The 3,567-nt window shown below is 49.1% G+C and carries 3 protein-coding genes and 1 riboswitch; all 3 genes read right to left on the reverse strand.

The window, feature by feature from the left end:
- Positions 1–230 precede the first annotated feature (230 nt).
- The 3 genes from QUB24_RS32970 to cobG all read right to left on the reverse strand — a co-directional run bounded on the left by QUB24_RS32970 (position 231) and on the right by cobG (position 3,299).
- Positions 231–941 (reverse strand): precorrin-2 C(20)-methyltransferase, encoded by a 711-nt coding sequence (locus tag QUB24_RS32970; RefSeq protein ID WP_333157766.1) that lies wholly within the window; start codon positions 939–941, stop codon positions 231–233.
- Complete coding sequence (locus QUB24_RS32975; protein WP_333157768.1) at positions 938–1,567, reverse strand: precorrin-8X methylmutase; 630 nt, start codon at positions 1,565–1,567, stop codon at positions 938–940. Before QUB24_RS32975 ends, QUB24_RS32970 begins: the two co-directional genes overlap by 4 nt.
- A gap of 148 nt (positions 1,568–1,715) precedes the next feature.
- Positions 1,716–3,299, reverse strand: a complete 1,584-nt coding sequence (gene cobG / locus QUB24_RS32980) for a precorrin-3B synthase (RefSeq protein WP_333157770.1) — start codon at positions 3,297–3,299, stop codon at positions 1,716–1,718.
- An 8-nt stretch (positions 3,300–3,307) separates the two neighbouring features.
- Positions 3,308–3,387, reverse strand: a riboswitch (adenosylcobalamin-variant (AdoCbl-variant) riboswitch).
- Positions 3,388–3,567: the final 180 nt, after the last annotated feature.

Below are 3,567 nucleotides of genomic sequence, written 5' to 3' on the forward strand. Positions count from 1 at the left end.
ATTTGTTTATGATTGCTTTATTTGGTTTTCAATGTTCGTGACGGCTTTGTGTTCCGCCATGTAAATAAACATAAAGCATATTCTCAGGTTTGTAAAGTTTTTTAACAACAGATTAACTAATGAAAGTTATAAGCTTAAGTTATCAATATGAAGAAAAGTGGATAAAGAGGTAAGAATGCACAAAAAAGTAGGTAAAGCCTGGAAGCGCGTCGCCTTCAGGCATGGAAATATTAAGATACAGATTTTTGCAGGCTAGGTATCATAATGAGAGCCCAATAGGGAACTTCAGCGGGTTCGACATCTGCGATCGCCCGAATTCGCTGATTCGGCATAGTTGCGCGTTCTATATACAGTGCTCGATCGAACTGTCCCAACTCAATCAGTACGTCCCGGACTTTCGCAAAATGCCTCCCCAGCTTAATAATCACAGCAGCATCAACAACCGCCAGTCGATCGCGCAAAACCTCAGCATCCAGCGTCGCAGGCATAATACTTAACACATCGTTACGATAAGTCAGTGGCACTCCCAACGCAGCCGCACTCGCCATTGTCGAAGAAATTCCCGGCACAACTTCAGTGGTAAATCTCGCCGACAAACGGTTGAATAGATACATAAACGAGCCGTAGAGAAAAGGTTCGCCCTCACACAGCACCGCCACATCCCGCCCCTCGCTCAGATGTGCCGCAATTTTCTCGGCAGCAATATCATAATAAGGTTGAGACGATCGCGTCGGACTAAAAGGCAACGGCATCGGAATCTCAATTTGCTCCGGGCGCAGATAATCTGCGACGATCGCCCGCGCCAGCACCTTACCATTTTCCATCGCCGGATAGGCAATCACCGGCACCGATTGCAAAATCCGATAAGCTTTCAATGTGATCAATTCTGGATCGCCAGGGCCAATACCCAAACCGTACAATTTACCAGTAGCCTTAGTCATAATTCATCCTTTTTCGCTAACGCATTCACGGCCGCCGTTGCCATTGCACTGCCACCGCGCCGCCCGTGCAACGTAATAAATGGCACTCCCCGACTGTTGGCGGCCAGTTCGGCTTTGGATTCGGCAGCCCCCACAAATCCTACCGGGAAACCCAGAATTAAAGCCGGTTTGGGTGCTCCGGCATCCAGCATTTCCAGTAGTCGGAACAAAGCAGTCGGGGCATTGCCAATTGCCACAACCGCACCCTGCAAGTTGTCCAGCCATAAATCAAGCGCCGCAGCCGATCGAGTATTTCCCATTTGCCGCGCCAACTCCGGGATCTCGGAATGCCAGAGGGTGCAAATCACCGGATTGTCAGCCGGAAGGCGTTTGCGAGTGATACCTTCGGCCACCATCCGGGCATCGCACAGAATCGGCGCACCTGCGGCGAGGGCGTTGTGTCCCGCGGTGGCTGCACCGGGGGAAGCTGCTAAATCTGTAACAATATCCGTCATGCCGCAACTGTGAATTAGTCGCACGGCTACCGATTCTAAATCGGGCGGCAAGCTTGACAAATCTGCTTCGGCTCGAATTGTGGCGAAGGATTTGGTGTAGATTTCTGTTCCGTCTCGAATGTAGTCAATCATTGTTTAAAACTGCTATGGGAATTTTGTGGGATTTGTGAAATAGATTTTTTGAATGAACCGCGAAGGCCCAAAGGATGCGAAGGAAGAAATCTCAAGAGAGATAGAAAGAGAAATAATTAAAAATTGTCAGTTTTAATGGGATATTTTTTCACTTTAAAGTCCGATTTTCGGCGCTGAACAACTGCTGTAATTGGTCGATCGCCTGCCGATCGACAAACTCACCAAATGACTCCAAAGGCTCTCGAAACCGCTGATACACCCGCAACATTCGCTCGATCGCACCGGGCATATCGAGCGCACTCACCGCCGGAAAAATTGGTCGCCCGAAGGGCAAATCTTTTCTACCCGCATAAATGTCGTAACCTTCGATCGTCTCGTGTCCTCGCTCAATCTGAATTCCCACCAGCGTGATATCAATTGGCTGGTGCTGGGCGCAGGACTTTTGGCAACCGCTGAAATGAATGTTAATCGGCAGGTCGATCGTCAATTTTTGCGCTAAATCCCTCGCCATTGCTAGGGCGTGACTTTGAGTATCTGTCGCCGCCGACGCACAGCCGCTGCTGCCGGCACAAGCCACCAAGCACGAATCTAGGCGAGTCGCCGACGAGTGCAATCCCAAATCGGCGATTTGCTGTTTTACCTCAAAAAGCTGGGAGTTGGGGATATCAGAAATCAACAGATTTTGCCACGGCGTAAGTCTCAGGGTACCGCTGGCTAGATTTTGGGCTAAATTTGCCAAATTCCGCAGTTGCTTTGATTCTAGCCTACCGAGAGGCAGTGCAATTCCCATGTAGGATAAATCCGACTGTCGCTGAGGGTGGATGCCGAGATGTTGGGATTGTTCGATCGCCCTTGGAGATGACTCGATCGAACGGGCGGGCAAGATGCCCACCCCACAAGGAAATTCACTCTTTGTGGAACAGGCATCTTGGCTGTTTTTGGGAAATGTGCAAGATGTGAATTGCCATAAAAATGGTAAATTCTGCTGTACCTTTTCTAGATAACTTTCAACACCCCAATCTGCCAGCAGGTGACGCAAACGCGGTTTTTTGCCATCAATTCGAGGTCGATTTTTGGTGTATTCAAGATAGGTGCTAGCGAGGGCTGCTAATACTGAAATACTTTGCGATTCTTGGATTAAAATTCCTGGATCGCCGTTTAAATGTAGCCGAAAAAGGATTTCTGATTGGGTTGAAAGCCCTTCAGCAGCTAATAAAATATCGTTGCGTAAAGCCTGGATCGAAACCGATTCCCCCCCGTCGAAGCCAATACTGAACTTAGGCGAAAGTTCCGAAAACTCGGAATGTGTTTGCAGGTAATCATCCCAAGCTTTCACTAGCGGGCGAATATCGAGTAACTGCTGGCGATCGATCCCGGCTGTCGGGCTTGCCATAATATTGCGAATCGGGTCAACTTCAACGCGGCGAGACGCTATCCCCAATTCCTGCAAGCGGTTCCAGACTTCCGGGGCAATTTCCGAGTTCACTTCTCGGATTTGCAAATTTGCCCGATTTGTCACTTGCAAACAGCCGGTACTGTATTGATCAGCCAAATCGGCGATCGTCCCACACTGCTGCGCGTTTAAAATTCCCCCCGGAATCCGCATTCTCGATAAAACTCCGTCTCGGGCTTGGGAACCGTAAAATAAACCCGGACAAGTCGGCAAATCAGTCAAAGCTAACAAATAATCTCCTCCCCGTGCTACGCAGGGAATCCAAAAGTAAACGCCCACAAAGCGCCCCCGAAATCGGCATTCTGACTTTTACAGTTGCGGCACAGCGCCGGAATTGCACCGGACTTTCCCGCTTTCAGGTTTTAGAAACGTATCACGAGCTGACCTACAGAAAGCAAAACCCTCAACTTTCTTAACAAAACTTCTGGCGATGGCGTCGGGCCCCGCAAGCTACGCCCCTGTCTCTGGTTTCATCAGCTTTCCTAATCACACTCATCAGTTTAACTGTCGTCAAACCCCTTTACAAACCTTAACGATAGGCGTAATA

The organism is Microcoleus sp. B9-D4, from assembly GCF_036705105.1.
In the GTDB taxonomy this organism is placed as follows: domain Bacteria; phylum Cyanobacteriota; class Cyanobacteriia; order Cyanobacteriales; family Microcoleaceae; genus Microcoleus.

Bases quoted from the DNA above. Each gene is read 5' to 3' on its own strand.
- QUB24_RS32970 (WP_333157766.1), bottom strand. From the start codon at position 941: ATGACTAAGGCTACTGGTAAATTGTACGGTTTGGGTATTGGCCCTGGC.
- QUB24_RS32975 (WP_333157768.1), bottom strand. From the start codon at position 1,567: ATGATTGACTACATTCGAGACGGAACAGAAATCTACACCAAATCCTTC.